The following is a 19,645-nucleotide window of genomic DNA, read 5'->3' as shown; positions in this document are numbered from 1 at the left end:
TAACAAATACACAATCTTACGGAATAGATAATAAAAGGTATATGCAATAATGACAAATTAATTATCAATTGTAATAAAAAATTATACAAATAGCACAATAAAATAGAATGTAAAATCTTTCTAAAATTTAAATCATTTGTAACAGGGTTGAAAATATGAAAAAGTGTGTTATAATTGTTACATAAATGTTAAGCAACAATTGCATTTTTGCAAGAACAATATATCAAAGTTGTTCCTTTATAAGAAATGTAGAAATGCAAAGCAAAATTTTGGAGGTTTTTATGTTTATGAAAAGATTTGCACTGTTGGTCTTATCAGTTGGAGTGATTTCCTGCTTTCAGGCAGCAGAAGCATCTGCTGCACAGGAGGAAGCTTTTAATCAGAACACAGTTGCAGTATCTGAAGCAAATGAAACGATTACACCCGTACAGAATAATCTGTCTGCGATAGTGCCAACAGCAGCACCGGTTGCACAGAATGCTCAGGAAGCGCAGACAGCTGTTGATTCACAGATACAGCAAAGAGCTGTAACACAGGGAAAAAAAGCTGCCAAAAAGAAGAAACACAGTACTAAGAAAAAGAAAAAAGCTTCTTATACAAAAAAGGAATTGCGTCTGATGGCAAGCATCATTAATTGTGAGGCAGGTGCAGAGCCATATCAGGGTAAGTTAGCCGTTGGTGTAGTAGTAATGAACCGTATTAAGTCCAGATCATTTCCAAACACATTAAAGAAAGTGATCTACCAGAAATATCAGTTTTCACCGGTAAGAAACGGATCATTAAACAAGCGCCTTAGACAATATGATGCAGGAAAGATTCATTCAAAACAATGGAAAGACTGCATTTCTGCGGCAAAAAAGACTTTAGAAGGTCAGAAGACGATTGTAGTGAAAGGAAAGGTAAAAAACATGAAAAGTTACCATTTCTTCAGTGTTCGTTTATCAGGTGCCAGGATGAAACTTGGCGGACATCGTTTCAAATAAACTTCAGAAAAATAAAAGAAAAGATACTTTATAACAGCTTCTTTGTTATAAAGTATTTTTTTCTTTTCTATTTGGCGAAAATGTGGTATCATTTATAATAGTATGTTTTGTATTTTATGAATAAAGCATTCTATCTATGAAAACATCAAAGGAGGAGACACAGTGAGTAGTCCGGAGAATATGAATGAGATGAATAACGAGAAAGTCTCTCGTAATTTTATTCAAAACATAATTGATAAAGATTTGGCGGAAGGAAAGTATGATAAGATTGTTACACGTTTTCCACCGGAACCAAATGGTTATCTGCATATAGGACATGCAAAATCCATCTTATTGAATGCAGGTCTTGCAAAAGAATATGGTGGAGATTTTCATTTGCGGTTTGATGATACAAATCCCATGAAAGAAAAGTCGGAATTTGTAGAATCTATTATGGAAGATGTAAAATGGGTCTGCGGAGATCTGGATCTGGAAAAAGTATTTTACGCATCTGATTATTTTGATAAGATGTATGAATATGCAGTTTTGCTGATCAAGAAAGGAAAGGCTTTTGTTTGTGATCTATCGCCTGATGAGATCCGCGAATACAGAGGAACATTAAAAGAACCGGGTAAGAATAGTCCGTATCGTGATCGCACGATTGAAGAAAATTTAGATCTGTTTGAGCGCATGCGTGCCGGTGAATTTGAAGATGGTTCTAAAGTATTACGTGCTAAGATTGATATGTCTTCGCCTAACATTAATATGAGAGATCCTATTATTTATCGTGTTGCGCGTATGCATCATCATAATACCGGTGATAAATGGTGTATTTATCCTATGTATGATTTTGCACATCCGATCGAAGATGCGATCGAAGGTGTGACACATTCAATCTGCACATTAGAGTTTGAAGACCATCGTCCATTGTACGACTGGGTGGTTCGTGAGATTGGTTTTGAAAAGCCGCCTAAGCAGATTGAGTTTGCAAAATTGTATCTTACTAATGTTGTTACCGGTAAGCGTTATATCAAAAAGCTGGTAGAAGACGGAATTGTAGATGGCTGGGATGATCCAAGACTGGTATCGATTGCTGCGCTGCGTCGTCGTGGATTTACACCGGAATCAATTCGTATGTTTATGGAGTTATCCGGTGTATCAAAGGCACAGAGTTCATCGGATTATGCAATGTTAGAGTATTGTATCCGTGAAGACCTCAAGATGAAACGTCCGCGTATGATGGCAGTGTTAGATCCTGTTAAGCTTGTGATCACAAACTATCCTGAAAATGAGATTGAATATCTCGATGTATCAAATAATCAGGAAAATGAAGCAATGGGAACCAGAAAAGTTCCATTTGGAAAAGTTTTATATATTGATCGTTCTGATTTTATGATCGAACCACCAAAGAAATATTTCCGTTTGTATCCGGGCAATGAAGTGCGTCTGATGAATGCTTACTTCGTAACCTGTACAGATTATATAACAGACGAGGATGGCAAAGTTACGGAAGTACACTGTACATACGATCCTGAGACAAAGAGTGGTTCCGGTTTTACCGGCAGAAAAGTGAAAGGTACGATTCACTGGGTATGCGCAGAGACCGCCCAGAAAGCAGAAGTTCGTCTGTATGAGAACATTGTAGATGAAGAAAAAGGTGTATACAATGAAGATGGAAGCATTAATGTCAATCCAAATTCATTAACTGTTTTAAAGGAATGCTATATAGAACCGGCACTCGCAGAGGCAGAACCGATGGAAAGTTTCCAATTTGTCCGTCAGGGATACTTTACAGTGGATTCTAGGGATTCCGGCAAGGATCATCTGGTATTTAACCGGATTGTATCAATGAAGAGTTCATATCGACCAAAATAAGGAGGTAGTATCATGGGAGTGTTTTCCGGATTAGACCAATTTGGGTTAGGAAAATTGGAAAAAGTACATGTATTTGAAGAGGAAAATAGTAAAGTTGGAAAAGATGGGAAAAAAGCAGAGCATCAGGTGACAGAAGAAGAACTTTTATTCGACAAGACGTTTAGATGCCCGGTATGTGATACGGAATTCCATTCAAAAATGGTTCGTACCGGTAAGGTAAAGTTGATTTCTGCTGACACGGATTTAAGACCAAAGTACCAGTTAGTGGATTCTTTAAAATATGATGCACTTGTTTGTCCAAAATGTGGTTATGCCGCATTAAGTCGTTTCTTTAAGTTCATGATGCCGGCGCAGGCAAAGTTGATCCGTGAGAATATTTCGAAAAATTTTAGTGGATTAAAGCCGACAGGTAATATTTATACATATGATGATGCGATTGCCCGCCATCAGCTTGCTTTAGTTAATACTGTTGTAAAAAAAGCAAAAGCAAGTGAAAAAGCATATACCTGCTTAAAGATGGCATGGCTTTGCCGTGGTAAAGCTGAAACTCTGCCAAAAGAGACACCGGATTATGATAAAGTGATCACGGATCTGAACAAAGAAGAATTAGAGCTTCTTGCGAATGCACATGATGGATTTGTTGGTGCATTTTCGAAAGAATCATTCCCTATGTGCGGTATGGATGAAATCACGGTTACTTATCTGATCGCTGAACTTGCACGTCGTATTGGAAAGTATGATGAGTCCAGCAGATGGATCTCTCGTGTCCTGACTTCGAGAGAAGCCAGTGAGCGCATTAAGAATAAAGCCCGTGAGATCAAAGAAATGCTCAATAAACAAAAAGAGAAAAAGTAATCCAGATACCAATTAAAAAGAATATATTCTGAATATTGAAACAGAAAGAAAAATCTGTATCAAGACCCAGAAGATACAAAAAGATGAATGCAATCCGATAAGAAGTGTATTCATCTTTTTTATTGGATCGGAAATAGCACGTACAGTAGCGGTACACCAACAAGAATTGCTTTAGCAATTCTTGGAGTGAAAAGCTATGGATTTGCACTGTATTATATTATAGGAAAAATGCTTGTATTGTAATGGTATGCCGATAAAAAACAATTGCAGGCATACAACTTGTAGAATTTGAGATTGTATCTGCAGAAATATCAGGCATCCTATCAGAAAATTTATCATATAGTATAAAGTGTTTTTATATAATGTTTTGTGAGTACGGATCAATATAAAAAATACGATATAAGCAGAAGAAAAATGCAGATTGTTAAAACACATCGTTTTAATCTATGCAGAGCATAAAACAAAAAAAAGTGTAAAAGTGAGAAAACAATAGAATAGATGAGAAAAATAAAGAATTGACTAAAATAATAAAAAAATGGAGTACAGATATATATTGCTAAAAATGTACAAATGAAATATATTAAGGATATGGTTAGCACTCAAAAAGAAAGAGTGCTAATAAACGAAAATCTAAAGGAGGCAATCGTTATGAAATTATCACCATTAGGAGACAGAGTCGTATTAAAGCAGTTAGAAGCTGAGGAAACTACAAAATCAGGTATTGTACTTCCGGGAAATGCCCAGGAAAAGCCACAGCAGGCAGAGGTTATTGCAGTAGGACCGGGTGGAAATGTAGATGGTAAAGAGGTTGTAATGCAGGTTGCAGTTGGCGATAAAGTGATTTATTCAAAATATGCAGGTACAGAAGTTAAATTAGAAGATACAGAATACATTGTTGTTCGTCAGAGTGATATTTTAGCAAAAGTAGAGGCTTAATATAAGAAGAAAAACAACATAGAACGGATAGAAAATAAAAATGTTTGGAGGAATTTTATTATGGCAAAGGAAATTAAATTTGGTGCTGACGCAAGAGCAGCATTAGAAGCTGGCGTTGATAAATTGGCAAATACTGTAAAAGTTACATTAGGACCAAAAGGAAGAAACGTAGTATTAGATAAGTCTTTTGGTGCTCCATTGATCACAAATGATGGTGTTACAATTGCAAAAGATGTAGAATTAGAAGATGGATTTGAAAACATGGGTGCACAGCTTGTAAAAGAAGTTGCTACAAAGACAAACGATGTAGCAGGTGATGGTACTACGACCGCTACGGTTCTTGCACAGGCTATGGTTAATGAAGGTATGAAGAACCTAGCAGCAGGTGCTAATCCTATTATTCTTCGTAAGGGTATGAAGCAGGCTTGTGACTGTGCTGTAGAAGCAATCGCACAGATGAGCTCAAAGGTTACAGGAAAAGACCAGATTGCCAGAGTTGCTGCCATTTCAGCCGGAGATGACGCAGTTGGTGAAATGGTTGCTGATGCAATGGAAAAGGTTTCTAATGATGGTGTTATTACAATCGAAGAATCTAAGACGATGAAGACAGAATTAGACCTTGTAGAAGGTATGCAATTCGACAGAGGTTATGTTTCAGCATATATGGCAACAGATATGGATAAAATGGTCGCAGATCTCGATAATCCATATATTCTTATTACAGATAAGAAGATTTCAAATATTCAGGAAATTCTTCCGCTTCTTGAAGAAATCGTTCAGAGTGGTGCAAAACTTTTGATCATTGCGGAAGATGTAGAAGGCGAAGCTCTTACAACATTAGTGATCAACCGTTTAAGAGGTACATTCAATGTGGTTGCTGTTAAGGCTCCGGGTTATGGCGACAGAAGAAAAGCTATGTTAGAGGATATTGCAATCTTAACAGGTGGTCAGGTAATCTCAGAAGAAGTTGGTCTTGAATTAAAAGATACTACATTAGATATGCTCGGTCGCGCTAAATCAGTTAAGGTTCAGAAAGAAAACACAGTTATCGTTGACGGTGCAGGCGATAAGGATGCTATTGCAGCCAGAGTTGCTCAGATCAAAGCACAGATTGAAGAAACAACATCTGATTTTGACAGAGAAAAGTTACAGGAAAGACTTGCTAAGCTTGCTGGCGGTGTAGCTGTTGTACGTGTTGGTGCTGCTACAGAAACAGAAATGCAGGAAGCAAAACTTCGTATGGAAGATGCTTTAGCTGCAACAAGAGCCGCTGTAGAAGAAGGTATCATTTCCGGTGGTGGATCAGCTTATATTCATGCTTCTAAGAAGGTTGCTAAGCTTGCTTCTACATTAGAAGGAGATGAAAAGACAGGTGCTAACATTATCTTAAAAGCACTTGAAGCTCCGTTAAAGACAATTGCGTATAATGCAGGTTTAGAAGGCTCTGTTATCATTAATAAAGTAAGAGAATCTGAAGAAGGCATTGGATTTAATGCTTTAACAGAAGAATATGTTGATATGGTTCAGGCAGGTATCGTTGATCCTGCAAAGGTTACAAGAAGTGCTCTTCAGAATGCAACCAGTGTTGCTTCTACACTTCTTACAACAGAGTCTGTTGTATCTACAATTAAGGAAGATGCTCCTGCAATGCCTGCAGGAGGAGCACCTGGAATGGGTATGATGTAATCTGATAAAAGAGTAGTCAATAGCATAACAAAATAAAAAACAGACAGGAGGGGATTTGAACATTCGTTCATTTCCCCCTCTTGTTTTTTGGGGGATTTACCATGGAAGAATTATATTCAGAAACTTATATTAAAGAAGCAAAGCTGACACCACAAAAAAAGATACAGCGTATCGGACTGATCGCATTAGCTGTGATCCTTATTGCATTCGGACTTCTTGCGGCAATTACAATGGGAACGGTTCTTGTATTGTTAGTTATGGTCGTTGCAGCCGGAATTGCGATTTTTTTTGTGCCGACAGAAAAACTTTCGTATGAATACATTTTTGTGGATGGACAGATTGACTTTGACCGCATTTTGAGAGGTGAGAGCCGTAAGACAATGAAGCGTATCGATCTTTCCAAAGTCGAAGTCGTTGCACCGGAGCATTCTCATCATCTGGATGCATACGCAAAGCGTACGTTATATGACTACTCATCCGGAATAGATACAGATCAGCATTATATCGCTGTTTATATGGACGAAAAAGGACTGATACAGATCCGCTTTACACCGGATGAAAAGATGCTTCATATGATGAAAATGAAATCACCAAGCAAGATAAAAGAAGACTAGGAGTGCAGTTTAGGAATTCTTCATCTTTTTTTATAGGATAGCAGTTGACAAAAAAAGAGGATTTGTTGTATACTTGTACAAATATTTCAAATGCGAACAACACGCAGGATTTCCCTGCGTGTTTCCTAATATAAAATAATATACAATAAGGAGGAAATAAAAAATGGGTAAGATTATTGGTGAAGGCATTACATTTGATGATGTGTTATTAGTACCACAGTATTCAGAAGTAATTCCAAATCAAGTTTCTTTGGCAACAAATCTGACAAAGACCATTAAACTGAACATTCCTATGATGAGTGCAGGAATGGATACGGTTACGGAATATCGTATGGCAATCGCAATGGCAAGACAGGGTGGAATTGGTATTATCCACAAAAATATGTCGATTGAGGCACAAGCTGATGAGGTTGATAAGGTAAAGAGGTCAGAGAATGGTGTTATTACGGACCCGTTTTATTTATCTCCGGAACATACATTAGAAGATGCAAACAATCTGATGGCAAAATTCAGAATTTCAGGTGTACCGATCACGGAAGGAAAGAAGTTAGTCGGAATTATTACAAACCGTGATCTGAAGTTCGAGACTGATTTTTCTAAAAAGATCAAAGAGTCTATGACTTCTGATGGACTGATCACAGCAAAAGAAGGCATTACGTTAGAAGAGGCAAAGAGTATTCTTGCAAAATCAAGAAAAGAAAAGCTTCCATTAGTAGATGATCAGGGCAATTTAACAGGTCTTATCACAATCAAAGATATTGAAAAGCAGATCAAATATCCATTAGCAGCAAAAGATTCACAGGGCAGACTTCTTTGCGGGGCTGCTGTTGGTGTTACTGCAAATATTTTAGATCGTGTCGCTGCTTTAGTAGAAAAACATGTAGACTGTATTGTTATTGATACAGCACATGGTCATAGTGCAAACGTATTAAAGGTAGTTAAGATGGTGCGTGATGCCTATCCTGATCTTCAGATCATCGCAGGTAATGTTGCAACAGGAAAAGCAACAGAAGCTTTGATCAAAGCTGGTGTTGACTGCGTTAAGATCGGTATTGGACCGGGTTCGATCTGTACAACCCGCATCGTAGCAGGTATCGGTGTTCCACAGATTACAGCAATCATGGAAGCATATGAAGTAGCAAAAAAATATGATATTCCAATTATTGCAGATGGTGGCATTAAGTATTCCGGTGATATGACAAAAGCATTAGCAGCCGGTGCAAGTGTATGTATGATGGGAAGCATCTTTGCCGGATGTGATGAAAGTCCCGGAACATTTGAATTATTCCAGGGAAGGAAATATAAAGTATATCGTGGTATGGGATCAATTGCTGCTATGGAAAACGGTAGTAAAGACCGTTACTTCCAGACAGGTGCTAAGAAATTAGTTCCGGAAGGTGTAGAAGGACGTGTGGCTTACAAGGGAACCGTAGAAGATACTGTATTCCAGTTGATCGGTGGTATCCGTTCAGGTATGGGATATTGTGGAGCAAAGGATATTCCTACTCTTCGTGAAACAGCCGAATTTGTAAAGATTTCAGCTGCTTCTCTGAAAGAAAGCCATCCACATGATATTCATATTACAAAAGAAGCACCAAACTATAGTGTAGAATAAACTAAATAAAAGCCATGTAGCATTTTTATGTAACATGATAAATGAAGTCTGAACGCTGATCATGCATCCGATATTGTGGAGTTGTATTGGCTTGTCAGACTTCTTTTTTTGAAACTGCTATGTTATAATTATATTATTAAAAGTTTTTTTGTAAAAATATTACCGGATACAAGAGGAAGAAACATGGGAAGAGTACAAAAGAAGAATGCAAAGAATTATTTATTGATCATCATTGCAACATCGTTAGCATGTATTTTATGCATTGCTACGGTTGTAGGAGGCATTCATATGGCTTTCGGACAGGATCATAAAAAGCAGCAGGATATATTATATCAGAACGCACAGATCACAAAGCCGGTGATCACGCAGAATCTTCTGACCGCAAACATAAATTCCAGACCGGGAATTGCTCTAGAGAAAGTGAAAGGCATTGTTGTTCATTATACGGCAAATCCCGGAACAAGTGCGAAAGCAAACAGAGATTACTTCGAATCCAGAAAAAATTGTGAAGATAAAGCAGAATACAAAGTCAGCAGTCATTTTATTATTGGGATAGCCGGTGATATCATTCAATGTATTCCCGAAAATGAGATTGCATATGCGTCGAATTCACGAAATAAGGATACAATTTCGATCGAGTGCTGTCATCCTGATGCTACCGGTAAATTTACTCAAAAAACATATCAGTCTTTAGTAAATTTGCTTAGTTATCTCTGTGTGAAATATCACATATCAGATCAAAATATTATCCGTCATTATGATGTGACAAAGAAAATCTGTCCGAAATATTATGTGAAGCACCCAAAGAAATGGGAAAAACTAAAAAAAGATGTTTTATCGGAAATTAAGAATAGCGAAAAAGAATAAAGATTTTACCTTCCCGGTAAGAAAAATTACATTGTAAAAAACAGAGATTTTTGTCTCTGTTTTTTGTTGATTCTTGCCATTGTAAAATTGCTTAAAAATGATACAATGAGGATCAATTCATAAATCAAAAGCTATGTAATACCTGATTACGCATTTAAAAAGGGAGAGTGCGAAAAAGGAGGTTACATATGAAAAAAAGTCGAATGATAAGAAAGATCGGAAGCGTTCTTTTTCTATTGATGATTGTAGCTGTATTATCAGGAAAAAACAGTTACGCCAAAGAAAATAATACGTATTTGGATGTTGGAACTTATGCAGATACAGAAAACGGATATTCCTATCCGGGAGTTGCATTTTATATGGATGGTGTGATACAGCACTATGCAATGGATATCTGGAAAAAGACACAGGAGCAATGGTCATATTGCCATACAAGAGTAAATGATCGGGTATTTACAAACAGTGACAATACAGAAGTTGTAAAAGACATTCGTATGCAAACAAAAGAAGATGGCAGTCACCGTTTTGCACTTTCTGATAATGCAATCACGCCTTCAGATGAATATTCTGTATTGGTCAAAAGAAAGCAGGCAGGGAAAAAAAGAGAAGAAGTAATCGAGTATTCAGATGATCCTGCAAGCTGGCAGCCGCTTTCGGATTATTCATTTTGCAATGCAAAAGCAAAGAAGAATGGGTTAGATTTAACCATTCAGGATGCAAACAGTTCTTCTCTTATTTACCGAATTTATAATGCAAAGGAGGTTGCCCCGGATTGCAATGGTTTTCAATTTGATCTTGCAGGAGGTACGTTAGAAGAATCAGGAAAAGCATATTATGATGGAGAGAATTATGTGATCCGGAAGCTTCCGAAGGTCTCGAAAAGTCTGAAAGGATATGCAGTTACTTTTGATGGCTGGTATGATGCTAAGAATGGTGGTAATCCGATTACTGTTGGAAGTATCGCATATTATGGGCAGACACTGTATGCTCACTGGACGCAGAGAGCATACCAATACAAAGTACATTACGTCGATCTATTAAAAGAAAAAGCAGACGATGTTCAATTTTTAAGTCATAGAGAAAAGAATATTGCATATGGAAGTTATGCGTCTGGCGCGGATATTGGTGACAGTAAAGAAGATGGAGCATATTATACAGGATACACATTAGACAGTACAACAAAAGAAAAGGTGATAAAAGAAAATATCACGGTGTATCGTTATTTTATTAAGAGTACCTATCAGGTACGATATATTGATCAGGTCATAGAAGGAAAAAAGAGTGGAACGATTTTACAATCCGTTAAAAAGGTGAAAGAATATCAGGAAATAGCAAATGGAGCGGAACTTGGAACGGATACCAAAAAGCACAAATATTATAAAGGATATCAATTAAGTAATACGACATCTGTACTTGTAGATTCCAATGCGGTTTGTGTCTATCGGTATTTTGTGCCGGTACGATATTCGATTCATTTTGATGGAATGGAACCAAGCAATGGCATTATGCGTGATATCGAATCCTGTGAATATTTAGAAAGCATTACATTGCCAAAGAACCTTTATCAAAAAAAGATTCAGTTACGATTGCATTTGAATTGCGAGGATGCGATCTGCGACAGCAATGAATCCGTTCATCCTGCAGTTTTTCTTGGCTGGTCCCAAACAGCAGGTGGTGATGTGGAATTCATGGATCAGGCACAAGTGGCAGAACTTTGTGATACCGAGCAGGAAGAAGTGACATTATATGCAATCTGGGATTATAGCAATCAGAAAATAACAAATATTCCGACAAGACAGGGTTATCAGTTTGCCGGATGGTCGCAGGATCCTGACGCACAGCAGGGAAATACAACTTTTCAATGGAAAGAGGATATGGATCTGTATGCAGTATGGAAAGCTTGCAATGTGCCATATCATGTAGAATATTATAAAGAAAAAACAGATGGAACTTATGAAAAGACAGCGCAGTACGAATTTACCGGAAAAACCGACAGCGAAGTATCGATCGAAGAAAATGCAGAGATCTATCCGGGCTTTTATCTGGATCGGGATGCTTCGGTATTGAAAGGAAAAGTCAGGGCAGATGGCAGTCTTATACTGGCTGCATATTATAGCCGTAATGTCTATACCCTTACAATGGATGTAAATGGCGGAAAAAGCAGTGCAGATCTGCAGGCGTTTTGTACGAAAACGAAATATGGAACAGCATATGCAATTCCAAATTGTGATGCAACGCGTTATGGATATCGCTTTGCCGGCTGGAGTACCGAAAAAGAAAACTATCATAGAGTTTATCAAAGTGGTGAGACAATCCTGATGCCAAATCATGATACCGTATTATATGCTGCATGGGAACCAATCGAGTATACTGTTCATTTTAAAGAGAATTTACCGGAAGAATGTAAAGAGCAGAGTCAAAAGAAAATGAGAGATCAAAAAATTGGTTATGATCAGGAGACTATTTTATCTGAATGTATCTATCAGGCGAAAGGATATGCATTTGCCGGCTGGAGTCTGACAAAGGATGGATCAGAAGCTCTTTATTCAAAAGAGGATATTGTAAAGAATCTTACGACAAAGGAAGGTGGCGAAGTGACACTATATGCAATCTGGAAACCGCTTTCTTTCAAGATTCATTATGAAAAAGGTCGGACGCCGCATGATCAGGATGCAACAGGAGAAATCGATGATACGCAGTATTTCTATGATAAGGATTGTTTTGCAGCGAAGAGTCATTTTGCTGTGCAAGGATATCATATAGCGTTCTGGAACACAAAAGAAGATGGAAGTGGAATTTCTGTTCTGCCGGGAGAAAATCTCAAAGGAAAATATATTGCAAATGAAGATTTAACGTTATATGCGGTCTGGGAAGCAAATGAAGACACGCCGTTTACAATTGAGCTTCGTATTGGAAATGAAGAAACATATGAAGTAGTAGAGATGAAGAAACTGAATGGTGAAACAGAAAAAAGTATCGCTAAAGCGTTGGAAAAGTGTTATAGCCAAACATTAGACGGCGAAGAAGCAGCCTTTTTTTATTCAGGATATGAGATAATCAATAAGGAAGTATTAGAACAGAAGATCAAAGCGGATGGATCTTCTTATCAGATCTGTTTTATAAAAAGAAGAGATTGCAAAATAAATTATTATCAGGAGGAAAATGGAAAAGAGAAAATTGTCTGCTCAATAACATATCCATATGAAACAACGGTTACTTTGAAAGATTCTGTGGAAGATATAACCGGAGTTGAACGCTATGTTGATGATAAAGGAAAGATTTATGCTGTTGGAGAAAAGATGACATTGTGGAAGACTGCTAATCTGCATATACAGCATAGTATTTCATTTGAGGGAGATCATAAGAAATATGTTGATCATGGGGCATGTGTTTATTTAGAAAATTTAAAAAAAGAAGGTCATAGATTAGAAGGCTGGTACGAAGATGCTGCATTTAAACAATTTGCGGGTATGGCAGGGCAAAGAAGTAAAGCTATTTACAAAAACATGGTCTATTATCCGAAATGGTCTGATCCGTTAAACTATAAGATCACATATGATTTGCAAAATACAAAAGCGGTAATGTTAGAAAACAGGATTGATCACTATGTATATGGACAAAAAACACAACTGCCGGATGCTTCACAGTTATTCCTTCCTGATGGATATCAATTTGTCGGCTGGTTTGATGTGTCTGACCCTACCATGACAATTCTTACAGAAATCGGTGAACGCCAGACAGGAGATAAAGTGCTGCGTCTGCTTTTAATGCTTGAAGAGAAGAAAACGCAGCCACAAGAGGAAAAAAAAGCAGAGCAGTCTTTTGCAACAGTTAAAGAAGATCGTATAAATAACCTGAGCACCGGAGAGCAGAATCCTTCGTTTGAGGGAATGATGGAGCTTCAAACAGGAAAGAAAAGCTCTGTGCTTCAATTTAAGCAAAAAGGGATTACATATTGTGTGAATGAAGCAACAGGAGAATTGGTTGTCTCTACGATTAAAGTAAATAAGAAAAATATAAAAATACCACGGACAGTGACATGGAAACAGAAGCGATATAAAGTAACCGGTATCAAAGAGAAGGCATTATATCGTCATAAGAAAGTACAGGAATTCGTAATAGCAGATACCATCACTTCTATTGATGCAAAAGCGATTTTACAAAATCCTCATTTGAAAAAGATTACGATTGGCCGTAATGTTTCTAAGATTGAAAAGGACAATTTGCGAAATTGTCCTAAGCTTAAAAAGATTTTATTCAAAGGGGATCAAATTAAAAAGATCGGGAAAAACTTCTGTATCTCTGCTTCCAAAGTAACTGTATATGGGAAAAAGGAGCAAAAAAAGCTCCATCTTACCAAGCTTCATAAGGCGAATCACAAAGTAAAATGGAGATATCGTTCTTTATAGATCCAGTTGAATTTTTTTGTTAGCAGGATGATAAGGCGTATAACGGACGCCGGCTGATTTCATCATTCGTTTGGCTGCGATAACAGATGGTGTCTCGGCATATTTATCACAAAGATAAATTACTTCCGAGATGCCTGCCTGTATCAGCGCTTTTGTACATTCATTGCATGGGAAGAGAGTTGTATAGATCTTTGCATGTGTCATATTTGTACCGGTATAGTTTAAAAGAGCATTTAATTCTGCATGACAGACATAAAGATATTTCGCATCCAGTTCATTTTCGGAATTGCGATCCCATGGATATTCATCATCGGAACATCCACGCGGCATTCCGTTGTATCCTACGGACAGGATCTTGTTGTCTTCGCTGACAATACATGCACCTACGCTGGTATGGGGATCTTTACTGCGTTCTGCGGATAAAAGAGCGATTCCCATAAAATATGCATCCCATTTTAAATAATCACTTTTTTTCATAATAATCCTCTTTCTTTTCCTTTTGTATATCAATGCCTTGGATTTGTATATCAAAAAAGGCTACCCACACCATTGGTAGCCTTTCATTTTACATAATCAATTATGCGATTTTATTGACAGCAACTGTCAGACGTGAAATCTTTCTAGATGCGTTCTTCTTATGGAATACACCCTTGCTTGCAGCTTTGTCGATTTCTGTAATAGCAGCCTTTAATGCTTCTGTTGCAGCAGCTTTATCATTGGCAGCGATTGCAGCATCTACTTTTTTAATTGCAGTTTTCACAGTAGACTTGATTGCTTTATTTCTTTCTGCATTTCTGCGATCAACTAAAATTCTCTTCTTTGCTGATTTAATATTAGCCATTCTTTACACCTCCCAATATTGAAGTTATCTCTATTCAAACCGGACACGGTCGCTTTGAATAAGCATACTCATATATAATAGATGAAAATAAAAAGCTTGTCAATATATAAAATAAAAAATGTCATAAAAATTCACCCGCCTCACTTTTAAAAAGAAATTGCTTGTATTCTTAGTTTGATCGGTATAAATCGAGCAAAGCAGAACACAATAAAGAATAGAAATAAAAAAAGACAGATCAGTGAGGATGAGGAGAAGACGATATGAGATATGAGAAAAGAACCGATTTGGCAATTGAAGTCAAGGAAAGTTTTCCTAAAGATCATGTAGAGATACCGGGAGTCAGTTTACAGGAAAACTATGATAAACTAAAAAAGATCAAAGTAACTTCGGTTCGGATCATGAATCATATTGGAGCAAGGCAGATGAAAAAGCCGATTGGAACCTATACTACGATTGATTTTGAAGAACGTTTCATATTCGAACAGAAGGATTATATGGATGCTGTCGGAAAAAGATTGCAAAAAGAATTGGCAGCTATCCTGCCGCACAAAATAAAGAAGGATGCCACGATATTGGTTACCGGGCTTGGAAATCGTTTTGCAACACCGGATGCATTGGGACCATATGTCTTGGAACAGATTGAAGTCAACCGGCATTTATCGGTACAGTATGTGGGCATGGAATTACAAAAGGGAATGAAAATATGTGGTATGATTCCCGGTGTATTAGGACAAACAGGAATGGAAAGTTCAGAAATCCTAAAAGGCGTGATCGAAAACGTACATCCTGATTGCATGTTAGTCATAGATTCGTTAGCTACTAGAAGTATCAAAAGATTATGCACAACAATCCAGTTGACAGATACCGGTATTTCACCGGGAGCAGGTATTGGAAATAATCGTAGTGAGATCAATCAGAACACAATGAATATTCCAGTGATCGCAATCGGTGTGCCTACTGTTGTGGAAGCCGGAACGATTGTTTATGATACATTAGAAGCAGCTTTACAAAAGGAAGGCTACAGCACGAAAGAAATTGCCCTCTTTTTTGATAGAATACATGATAAGATGGGAGATTCTTTTTTCGTTACACCAAAAGATATTGATGAAAAGATCAAGACAGTGGGCGATATGATTGCGAATAGTATCAATGCGTGTCTGGCAGGATAAAAGCAGTCATAATTTTCATTAAAAAGACATATGATAAAGCAGTATCTTTTTAACGGCAGCTAAGAGAAGACAGCAGGAAAGGGAGAAAGCCCGCTTTCAAGATCAAATTTGCGATTCTATCCTGCTGCCGGATAGAATGTCAGAAAAATCGGGGGAATAGTGAATGCATGGAAAAAAGATGAGAATCAATTTTATCATGATAGGAAGTCTGCTTTGCATTATGTGGACAGGTATTCTTGTTGCAGCATTATGTGGACAGTTACAGACTGTGAAAAATCTTCAATGTATAGTAATTCAGCAAATGGAAAAGATAGGAATGCATCCTTTTATGGCAGCAGGAATCTTGCAAGACAGGAAAGAAAGGAATGAGGCAGCAGATATGATCTTTCGACAGAATGATATGCTAAAATATCTGTATTCGAATGAACAACGTCTTGTTAAAGTAACAGACAGTACTGTGACACGATTAGCCGGGCATTTTGCAGGACAAAATAAAGAAAATAATCTATTTTGGAGTACGGCAGGCAGTATCTACGATCGTTCGGAAGTATTATTTGAGACAAAAGACGAAAATGGTCAACAGGCAGTTTCTAAGGAAGAAACACAGACGCAGACACGGGAAACGACTGCACAGGTAGAAGAGCATAAGGCATCGGATCCATCAATCTCAAAAACACCGATTGCGACAGACAGCAAAGAAAAATTACAACAGAATCTTCATAAAATAGAAAAGCTGGAAAAAAGCATGAGCAGGTCTTACTTATTAAAGAATTTTTATATTACAGATTCTTCGACAACAATAGATAATTCTATCTTTCAGGTTCGGACATTGCTTACAAAATCCATGGTGATAAAAAAGGAAAAGAAACCGCAGATTCTTATTTTTCATACGCATGGTGCATCGGAAAGTTTTCGTGACAGCAAAAAAGGAAGAAAAGAAGATTCAATTGTCGGTGTAGGTGCGGCATTAGCAAAAGAGTTGACGGATACATATGGTTATCGTGTGATACATGACCAGACACAATATGACAGAATTAACGGAAAAATCGATCGAAGTCTGGCATATAATTATTCATGCAAAGGTGTAACAGAAACATTAAAAAAATATCCGTCCATTCAGGTTGTGATTGATCTGCATCGTGATGGTGTTGGAAATAAAGTGAAGCGTACTACTGTTATAGATGGAAAAAAGACAGCACAGATCATGTTTTTTAATGGCTTGTCAAGAAATGCGTCCGGAAACATTTCTTATTTGCAGAATAAAAATCTTCAGGGAAATCTAAGTTTTAGTTTACAACTGAAACTTGTCTGTATGCGTCGTTTTCAAAATCTCGCTAAACCGATCTATTTGAAAGGATATCGTTATAATATGCATTTGAAAGAACGGTTTACTTTGATCGAACTTGGTAACGAAAATAATACATTACAAGAAGAAATCAATGCAACGAAACCTCTTGCGATGATCCTTGACTGTGTATTACAGGGGAAAAAATAGAATATAGAAAGAAAAGGGAGCAAAAAGATTGGTTGAAAATGAAAAAAAGATTGACATTTACATTTTATCTTGCTATAATAGCAATCGTGTTTTGAATAAAAACAGATGCGGAAGTGCTGGAATTGGCAGACAGGCATGATTCAGGTTCATGTTCGGGATTCCGAGTGTGGGTTCAAGTCCCATCTTCCGCATTTGTAAAATCAAAAGGGTTCATCCGTTAGGATGAGCCCTTTTGATTTTAGAAGCGGAAGCGTCCCTTGAACCCAGGTTCAAGGTCTCCGCTCCGCTTCGGTCGGTGCAAAGCCGAGATCCACCGGATCTCGTGCACCCCATCTTCCGCAGATACAAGGGATCGAAAATAATTGTCTCTAGTATCTTTCATCTTTCGTAAGTGTAAGAGATTAAGACTATCGGATCTCGTGCACCCCATCTTCCGCAGATACAAGGGATCGAAAATAATTGTCTCTTGTATCTTTCATCTTTCGTAAGTGTAAGAGATTAAGACTATCAGATCTCGTGCACCCCATCTTCCGCAGATACAAGGGATCGAAAATAATTGTCTCTTGTATCTTTCATCTTTCGTAAGTGTAAGAGATTAAGACTATCAGATCTCGTGCACCCCATCTTCCGCAGATACAAGGGATCGAAAATAATTGTCTCTTGTATCTTTCATCTTTCGTAAGTGTAAGAGATTAAGACTATCAGATCTCGTGCACCCCATCTTCCGCAGATACAAGGGATCGAAAATAATTGTCGCTAGTATCTTTCATCTTTCGTAAGTGTAAGAGATTAAGACTATCAGATTTCGTGTATCTCATCTTTTGCAAATGCAGGAATTTTCACACAGATATCACACAATATTGCTTGACTTATCTGTATTTTTCGATAGAATAGAAGATAGCGTTTTGCGTTTTTACAATACGCCAAAAGACAATTGGAGGAGTTAACATGAATTCATCAAAGAAAATCAAAGATCAACAGGAAAAGGAAGCAGTTTCAACAGTTTCCGTGCCTGAAAAGAAAGTGAAAAAGGCAAAGAAGATCAGCCGTTTTGCGGGGGTAGATAAAAAGCCTGTCATTTTAGTTACGTTATGTATTGTTGTTGTTTTAGTGCTTTGTATCGGGGTCGGTATTCAGCAGTTTAAGCCAAAGGTTATTATGACTGTGAATAAGACAAAGATCACCATGGATGATATGATGTATCCAATCTATGAAGTGGAGAGTCAGTATCTTCCTTATAATGAGATGTATGAGACTTATACAGGTAAGTCAATCTGGGAAGCTGATTATCAGGGTTCCGGTGCTTCTGTCAGTGGTCTGACCAATGCGATCGGATTAAAGCAGGAGGTTTTAAATGCAGAGACACAGTATGAACTTTTATACCAGTATGCAAAGAAAGACGGGTATAAGCTGACAAAATCAGATAAGGCAAAAGCAAAGAAGCAGGCAAAGAAAGCGTTAAAAGGTCTTTCCTGGTTACAGAAGCTTCAGCTTAACATTTCACAGAAGAATCTGACAGCACGCTTTGAAAAGAGAATTCTTGCGAATAAATATCATGAAGATAAGCAGAAAGAATTAAATAAGACGGTAGATGAGAAAGCAGCAGTTAAGGATATTTCTAAGAAGGATTACCGTCAGTACGATGTACAATTTTATTATGCAGCAACAACAACGAAAGACAAGAACGGTAAGAGCAAGTCTGTATCGGATAAGAAGAAAGCTACATACAAGACAAAGATCGAAGAAATCGCTAAGAAAGCAAAAGAAGCAGATTCTGATTTTGATTTCACAAAGCTGACAGACAAAAAAGAAAAAGATATCACTTTTGAAAAAGATGGTAACTTCACAGAGAAAGATGGCTGGTCATACGTATCAGCTGATACTTTAAAGAAGATCAAGAAGATGAAAAACGGTGAGATCTCAGATGCGATCCTGGATGATACAACAGGATATTATGTAGTAGTCAAGATGGTAAATAATAATTCAGATGAAGCATATAAAACTGCTTGTAAGGATGCAATCGAATCAAAACAGAATGAAGCTTATTCTTCTTGGTTTGAAAAAGAACAGACAGATAAAGTAGTTGTTAATACAGATGTTTGGACAGATGTGACGATTGGTACGGTTACAACAGATATTGTAACGGCTGATGATCTGAATGATATGAAAGAAAACTCATCATCTTCTAAGAAATCAAGTAAGGGTTCTAATCAGTAAAGAAGCACAAAAGTTACTGGATAACAACGAGGATATACAGTACAAGCCGTGTGGATCAACCATATGGCTTGTACGCTTTTATATATGGATAGCCAGATAAAAAC

14 protein-coding genes and 1 tRNA gene are annotated in these 19,645 nt (G+C 37.4%); 13 read left to right on the top strand and 2 right to left on the bottom strand.

Annotated elements, in window-relative coordinates; genetic code table 11:
- Nucleotides 1-287: 287 nt before the first annotated feature.
- From H8700_RS09330 to H8700_RS09290, 9 genes are all read left to right on the top strand, one after another.
- Nucleotides 288-983, top strand: coding sequence for a cell wall hydrolase (locus H8700_RS09330; RefSeq protein WP_249305324.1), 696 nt, complete (start codon nucleotides 288-290; stop codon nucleotides 981-983).
- Between the two features lie 189 nt (nucleotides 984-1,172).
- Complete coding sequence (locus H8700_RS09325; protein WP_249305510.1) at nucleotides 1,173-2,837, top strand: glutamine--tRNA ligase/YqeY domain fusion protein; 1,665 nt, start codon at nucleotides 1,173-1,175, stop codon at nucleotides 2,835-2,837.
- A gap of 12 nt (nucleotides 2,838-2,849) precedes the next feature.
- Nucleotides 2,850-3,692 carry a DUF2225 domain-containing protein gene (locus tag H8700_RS09320; protein ID WP_249305322.1) on the top strand — a complete coding sequence of 281 codons (843 nt, stop codon included), beginning with the start codon at nucleotides 2,850-2,852 and terminating at the stop codon, nucleotides 3,690-3,692.
- A gap of 648 nt (nucleotides 3,693-4,340) precedes the next feature.
- Nucleotides 4,341-4,628 carry a co-chaperone GroES gene (locus H8700_RS09315; RefSeq protein ID WP_022141959.1) on the top strand — a complete coding sequence of 96 codons (288 nt, stop codon included), beginning with the start codon at nucleotides 4,341-4,343 and terminating at the stop codon, nucleotides 4,626-4,628.
- Between the two features lie 60 nt (nucleotides 4,629-4,688).
- Nucleotides 4,689-6,314: a chaperonin GroEL gene (gene groL, locus H8700_RS09310; RefSeq protein ID WP_022141960.1), complete on the top strand. Its 1,626-nt coding sequence runs from the start codon at nucleotides 4,689-4,691 to the stop codon at nucleotides 6,312-6,314.
- Between the two features lie 101 nt (nucleotides 6,315-6,415).
- A complete protein-coding gene (locus tag H8700_RS09305) occupies nucleotides 6,416-6,928 on the top strand; it encodes a DUF6106 family protein (RefSeq protein ID WP_249305319.1) in 513 nt (170 codons plus the stop codon).
- Between the two features lie 163 nt (nucleotides 6,929-7,091).
- The gene (guaB, locus tag H8700_RS09300) at nucleotides 7,092-8,543 is read left to right on the top strand and encodes an IMP dehydrogenase (protein WP_249305316.1); all 1,452 of its coding nucleotides are present in this window, start codon (nucleotides 7,092-7,094) and stop codon (nucleotides 8,541-8,543) included.
- Between the two features lie 183 nt (nucleotides 8,544-8,726).
- The gene (locus H8700_RS09295) at nucleotides 8,727-9,410 is read left to right on the top strand and encodes a peptidoglycan recognition protein family protein (RefSeq protein WP_249305313.1); all 684 of its coding nucleotides are present in this window, start codon (nucleotides 8,727-8,729) and stop codon (nucleotides 9,408-9,410) included.
- 188 nt (nucleotides 9,411-9,598) lie between these two features.
- Entirely contained in the window at nucleotides 9,599-13,819 is a 4,221-nt protein-coding gene (locus H8700_RS09290; RefSeq protein WP_249305311.1) for an InlB B-repeat-containing protein, read from the top strand.
- On the opposite strand, the gene H8700_RS09285 is transcribed toward H8700_RS09290, so the two are convergent.
- Nucleotides 13,814-14,296 carry a deoxycytidylate deaminase gene (locus H8700_RS09285; protein WP_249305309.1) on the bottom strand — a complete coding sequence of 161 codons (483 nt, stop codon included), beginning with the start codon at nucleotides 14,294-14,296 and terminating at the stop codon, nucleotides 13,814-13,816. The two genes, H8700_RS09290 and H8700_RS09285, sit on opposite strands and share 6 nt — an antisense overlap.
- A 100-nt stretch (nucleotides 14,297-14,396) precedes the next feature.
- Complete coding sequence (rpsT, locus tag H8700_RS09280) at nucleotides 14,397-14,660, bottom strand: 30S ribosomal protein S20 (RefSeq protein ID WP_022141547.1); 264 nt, start codon at nucleotides 14,658-14,660, stop codon at nucleotides 14,397-14,399.
- A 260-nt stretch (nucleotides 14,661-14,920) separates the two neighbouring features.
- Between rpsT and gpr the strand changes: the two genes are divergently transcribed.
- The 4 genes from gpr (at nucleotide 14,921) to H8700_RS09260 (ending at nucleotide 19,541) form a co-directional block, all read left to right on the top strand.
- The gene (gpr, locus tag H8700_RS09275; protein WP_249305308.1) at nucleotides 14,921-15,829 is read left to right on the top strand and encodes a GPR endopeptidase; all 909 of its coding nucleotides are present in this window, start codon (nucleotides 14,921-14,923) and stop codon (nucleotides 15,827-15,829) included.
- A 163-nt stretch (nucleotides 15,830-15,992) separates the two neighbouring features.
- The gene (locus tag H8700_RS09270; RefSeq protein ID WP_249305307.1) at nucleotides 15,993-17,324 is read left to right on the top strand and encodes a stage II sporulation protein P; all 1,332 of its coding nucleotides are present in this window, start codon (nucleotides 15,993-15,995) and stop codon (nucleotides 17,322-17,324) included.
- Nucleotides 17,325-17,431: 107 nt separating this feature from the next.
- A tRNA-Leu gene (locus H8700_RS09265) sits at nucleotides 17,432-17,515 on the top strand.
- A gap of 757 nt (nucleotides 17,516-18,272) precedes the next feature.
- Nucleotides 18,273-19,541, top strand: a complete 1,269-nt coding sequence (locus H8700_RS09260) for a SurA N-terminal domain-containing protein (protein ID WP_249305306.1) — start codon at nucleotides 18,273-18,275, stop codon at nucleotides 19,539-19,541.
- Nucleotides 19,542-19,645: the final 104 nt, after the last annotated feature.

It is taken from the genome of Jutongia hominis (assembly GCF_014384965.1).
In the GTDB taxonomy this organism is placed as follows: Bacteria; Bacillota; Clostridia; order Lachnospirales; family Lachnospiraceae; genus Butyribacter; species Butyribacter hominis.
Note: the sequence above shows the minus strand (reverse complement) of the source record. Positions and strands in the feature narration are given on the sequence as shown.